This is a genomic window from uncultured Kushneria sp., assembly GCF_947497025.1.
Taxonomy (GTDB): domain Bacteria; phylum Pseudomonadota; class Gammaproteobacteria; order Pseudomonadales; family Halomonadaceae; genus Kushneria.
Window position 1 is genome coordinate 1 of sequence record NZ_CANMFC010000014.1, and the last position, 5,590, is coordinate 5,590.

Sequence of the window (5,590 nt, forward strand, 5' to 3'; positions counted from 1 at the left end):
TGATCTATAAAGTACGCATCCGCTGCCACGGAGCACACGGCGACGAGGCGGCGGGGAAGTCTGGCAGGTGATTGTTTTGACTGGGGTTTTGGTCGCTCAATCAGGATCACGGATCCAGCCGCTGACTTCCGGATCGAAAAAAAGAGGTTGACTTTTCGGTTCAGGGCTGTAGAATGCCCACTCTCTCGAAGCAGCCGCCACGGCGACTGAGGCAACATCTTCGAGACGCTCTTTAACAAGTCGATCAGGCAATTTGTGTGGGCGTCTGGCTCGTGTGACACCAGTCACATAGATAGTCGAGCAGACGAACACTCGTCAAGAGTAACTAGTTTGACCTCGAGCCCGGTTTGATTCACCTCGTGGACTGCTTCGGTGGTTTTCGAAACGAATCTCAAAGCTTCAAAATAAACTGAAGAGTTTGATCATGGCTCAGATTGAACGCTGGCGGCAGGCCTAACACATGCAAGTCGAGCGGTAACAGGGGTAGCTTGCTACCCGCTGACGAGCGGCGGACGGGTGAGTAATGCATGGGTATCTGCCCGGTAGTGGGGGATAACTCGGGGAAACCCGAGCTAATACCGCATACGTCCTACGGGAGAAAGCAGGGGATCTTCGGACCTTGCGCTATCGGATGAGCCCATGTCGGATTAGCTTGTTGGTGAGGTAACGGCTCACCAAGGCCGCGATCCGTAGCTGGTCTGAGAGGATGATCAGCCACACCGGGACTGAGACACGGCCCGGACTCCTACGGGAGGCAGCAGTGGGGAATATTGGACAATGGGGGAAACCCTGATCCAGCCATGCCGCGTGTGTGAAGAAGGCCTTCGGGTTGTAAAGCACTTTCAGTGGGGAAGAAGGCATGCCGATTAATACCCGGCATGAAGGACATCACCCACAGAAGAAGCACCGGCTAACTCCGTGCCAGCAGCCGCGGTAATACGGAGGGTGCAAGCGTTAATCGGAATTACTGGGCGTAAAGGGCGCGTAGGCGGCTTGCCAAGCCGGATGTGAAAGCCCCGGGCTCAACCCGGGAACGGCATTCGGAACTGGCAGGCTAGAGTGCAGGAGAGGAAGGTGGAATTCCCGGTGTAGCGGTGAAATGCGTAGAGATCGGGAGGAATACCAGTGGCGAAGGCGGCCTTCTGGACTGACACTGACGCTGAGGCGCGAAAGCGTGGGTAGCAAACAGGATTAGATACCCTGGTAGTCCACGCCGTAAACGATGTCGACCAGCCGTTGGACCCCTTGAGGGTTTGGTGGCGTAGTTAACGCAATAAGTCGACCGCCTGGGGAGTACGGCCGCAAGGCTAAAACTCAAATGAATTGACGGGGGCCCGCACAAGCGGTGGAGCATGTGGTTTAATTCGATGCAACGCGAAGAACCTTACCTGCTCTTGACATCCTGCGAATCTCCCAGAGATGGGAGAGTGCCTTCGGGAGCGCAGAGACAGGTGCTGCATGGCTGTCGTCAGCTCGTGTTGTGAAATGTTGGGTTAAGTCCCGTAACGAGCGCAACCCCTATCCCTTTTTGCCAGCGGTCCGGCCGGGAACTTCAGGGAGACTGCCGGTGACAAACCGGAGGAAGGTGGGGACGACGTCAAGTCATCATGGCCCTTACGAGCAGGGCTACACACGTGCTACAATGGCCGGTACAAAGGGTTGCGAAGCGGCGACGTGAAGCCAATCCCATAAAGCCGGCCTCAGTCCGGATCGGAGTCTGCAACTCGACTCCGTGAAGTCGGAATCGCTAGTAATCGTGGATCAGAATGCCACGGTGAATACGTTCCCGGGCCTTGTACACACCGCCCGTCACACCATGGGAGTGGACTGCACCAGAAGTGGTTAGCTTAACCTTCGGGAGAGCGATCACCACGGTGTGGTTCATGACTGGGGTGAAGTCGTAACAAGGTAGCCGTAGGGGAACCTGCGGCTGGATCACCTCCTTAAACGACAAGTGCTCACGCGAACCAGCGCGTCCACACAAATTGCCTGATCGGATAGAGCGAAGACTGTTTGGGTCTGTAGCTCAGTTGGTTAGAGCGCACCCCTGATAAGGGTGAGGTCGGCAGTTCGAGTCTGCCCAGACCCACCAATCTGTCGGGGCCTTAGCTCAGCTGGGAGAGCGCCTGCCTTGCACGCAGGAGGTCAGCGGTTCGATCCCGCTAGGCTCCACCATACAGCTCGGTGTGACAGTCTCGCTTCTACTGATGAAACCACAGTCAAAAGTCATGATGATGACAGATCATCGACATGATTTCTGACTGTCTTTTTGACAGTACGCTCTTTAACAACGTGGATCATGCTGACCTGTCGGTCGGTGAACACCTCATCTTCGGATGAGCGTTGTGACCCGGTCGACAGACAACGTAACAAGTTTGTTGTAGTGCATAGTCGTATGCATTCCAGCAAACGTCGTGTGATCGTGAGACCGGACCCCTTGGGGTTATATGGTCAAGCGATTAAGCGCACACGGTGGATGCCTAGGCAGTCAGAGGCGATGAAGGACGTGACAGCCTGCGATAAGCGTCGGTGAGGTGGCAAATGACCTGCGACCCGGCGATTTCCGAATGGGGAAACCCACCTGCCACAAGGCAGGTATTCATGAGCCAATACATAACTCATGAAGGCGAACCGGGAGAACTGAAACATCTAAGTACCCCGAGGAAAAGACATCAATTGAGATTCCCCCAGTAGCGGCGAGCGAACGGGGACCAGCCCTTAAGCAGTGCAACCGATAGGCAAACAGTCTGGGAAGTCTGACCATAGCGGGTGATAGTCCCGTAGCCGAAATCCGAGCATTGTGAAATCGAGTAGGTCGGGGCACGTGAAACCCTGACTGAACATGGGGGGACCATCCTCCAAGGCTAAATACTCCTGACTGACCGATAGTGAACCAGTACCGTGAGGGAAAGGCGAAAAGAACCCCGGCGAGGGGAGTGAAATAGATCCTGAAACCGTGTGCGTACAAGCAGTGGGAGCAGACTTGTTCTGTGACTGCGTACCTTTTGTATAATGGGTCAGCGACTTATTTTCAGTAGCGAGCTTAACCGAATAGGGGAGGCGCAGGGAAACCGAGTCTTAAATGGGCGACTTAGTTGCTGGGAATAGACCCGAAACCGGGCGATCTATCCATGGCCAGGATGAAGGTCAGGTAACACTGACTGGAGGTCCGAACTCAAGTATGTTGAAAAATGCTGAGATGAGCTGTGGATCGGAGTGAAAGGCTAATCAAGCTCGGAGATAGCTGGTTCTCCTCGAAAGCTATTTAGGTAGCGCCTCACGTATTACCACCGGGGGTAGAGCACTGTTTCGGCTAGGGGGCCATCCCGGCTTACCAACCCGAGGCAAACTCCGAATACCGGTGAGTACAGCGTGGGAGACACACAGCGGGTGCTAACGTCCGTTGTGAAAAGGGAAACAACCCAGACCGCCAGCCAAGGTCCCAAAATCCCGGTTAAGTGGGAAACGATGTGGGAAGGCACAGACAGCCAGGAGGTTGGCTTAGAAGCAGCCATCCTTTAAAGAAAGCGTAATAGCTCACTGGTCGAGTCGGCCTGCGCGGAAGATGTAACGGGGCTCAAACCGGGTACCGAAGCTGCGGGTGCATCCTTGTGGATGCGCGGTAGAGGAGCGTTGTGTAAGCCTGCGAAGGTGGATCGTGAGGTCTGCTGGAGGTATCACAAGTGCGAATGCTGACATGAGTAACGACAAGGGGAGTGAAAACCTCCCCCGCCGGAAGACCAAGGGTTCCTGTTCGACGTCAATCGGAGCAGGGTGAGTCGACCCCTAAGGCGAGGCCGAAAGGCGTAGTCGATGGGAAACGGGTCAATATTCCCGTACCGGATGTTATTGCGATGGGGGGACGAAGAAGGCTAGGTGAGCCGGGCGCTGGTTGTCCCGGTGAAAGCGAGTAGGCCTGGGGATCAGGCAAATCCGGTCCCCTACAAGCCGAGACGCGAGACGAACAGACCACGGTCTGGAAGTCACTGATGCCACGCTTCCGGGAAAAGCCTCTAAGCTTCAGATAACATGCGATCGTACCCCAAACCGACACAGGTGGTCAGGTAGAGAATACCAAGGCGTATGAGAGAACTCGGGTGAAGGAACTAGGCAAAATGGCACCGTAACTTCGGGAGAAGGTGCGCCGGCCAGGGTGACGGGACTTGCTCCCCGAGCTCTGACCGGCCGAAGAGACCAGGTGGCTGCAACTGTTTATTAAAAACACAGCACTCTGCCAACGCGTAAGCGGACGTATAGGGTGTGACGCCTGCCCGGTGCCGGAAGGTTAATTGATGGTGTTAGCCGCAAGGCGAAGCTCTTGATCGAAGCCCCGGTAAACGGCGGCCGTAACTATAACGGTCCTAAGGTAGCGAAATTCCTTGTCGGGTAAGTTCCGACCTGCACGAATGGCGTAATGATGGCCACGCTGTCTCCACCCGAGACTCAGTGAAATTGAAATCGCTGTGAAGATGCAGTGTACCCGCGGCTAGACGGAAAGACCCCGTGAACCTTTACTATAGCTTCACACTGGACGCTGATGTTACTTGTGTAGGATAGCTGGGAGGCTTTGAAACCCCGACGCCAGTCGGGGTGGAGCCAACCTTGAAATACCAGCCTGGTATCATCGGCGTTCTAACTCCGCACCGTGATCCGGTGTGAGGACAGTGTGTGGTGGGTAGTTTGACTGGGGCGGTCTCCTCCCAAAGAGTAACGGAGGAGCACTAAGGTACCCTCAGCACGGTTGGAAATCGTGCAATGAGTGCAAGAGCATAAGGGTGCTTGACTGCGAGACGGACATGTCGAGCAGGTGCGAAAGCAGGTTCTAGTGATCCGGTGGTTCTGTATGGAAGGGCCATCGCTCAACGGATAAAAGGTACTCCGGGGATAACAGGCTGATACCGCCCAAGAGTTCATATCGACGGCGGTGTTTGGCACCTCGATGTCGGCTCATCACATCCTGGGGCTGAAGTCGGTCCCAAGGGTATGGCTGTTCGCCATTTAAAGTGGTACGCGAGCTGGGTTTAGAACGTCGTGAGACAGTTCGGTCCCTATCTGCCGTGGGCGTCGGAAGTTTGAGAAGTGCTGCTCCTAGTACGAGAGGACCGGAGTGGACGCACCGCTGGTGTACCGGTTGTCATGCCAATGGCACCGCCGGGTAGCTATGTGCGGACGGGATAACCGCTGAAGGCATCTAAGCGGGAAGCCCCCTTCAAGATGAAACTTCCCTGGAGCCTCGAGCTCCCTGAAGGGCCCTCGAAGACGACGAGGTCGATAGGCGCGGTGTGTAAGTGCAGCAATGCATTGAGCTGACGCGTACTAATTGCCCGTGAGGCTTGACCATATAACACCCAAGTGGTTCGCATCATACGATGTTGGGTACGCAAGGCGTATCGATCAGCATGATCCCGATTTTGACCCGCTGCCCGCAGGGCAGCCGGTCTGCAGAATTGCCTGACGACCATAGCGTGCCGGCACCACCCGATCCCTTCCCGAACTCGGTAGTGAAACGGCTCCGCGCCGATGGTAGTGTGGGGTCTCCCCATGTGAGAGTAGGTCATCGTCAGGCACCCCTTCCGAACCCCGGTCCAGA

The 5,590-nt window shown here is 55.7% G+C and carries 2 tRNA genes and 3 rRNA genes; all 5 read left to right on the forward strand.

The window, feature by feature from the left end:
* Positions 1–406: 406 nt before the first annotated feature.
* Positions 407–1,946, forward strand: a 16S ribosomal RNA gene (locus Q0931_RS16600).
* A 69-nt stretch (positions 1,947–2,015) separates the two neighbouring features.
* Positions 2,016–2,092: transfer RNA gene (locus tag Q0931_RS16605), tRNA-Ile, on the forward strand.
* Positions 2,093–2,099: 7 nt separating this feature from the next.
* Positions 2,100–2,175: transfer RNA gene (locus Q0931_RS16610), tRNA-Ala, on the forward strand.
* A gap of 274 nt (positions 2,176–2,449) precedes the next feature.
* A 23S ribosomal RNA gene (locus Q0931_RS16615) occupies positions 2,450–5,341 on the forward strand.
* Positions 5,342–5,450: 109 nt separating this feature from the next.
* Positions 5,451–5,566 (forward strand): 5S ribosomal RNA (gene rrf / locus Q0931_RS16620).
* Together the 16S, 23S and 5S rRNA genes with 2 tRNA genes alongside form the textbook arrangement of a ribosomal RNA operon.
* The last annotated feature ends 24 nt before the right edge of the window (positions 5,567–5,590 follow it).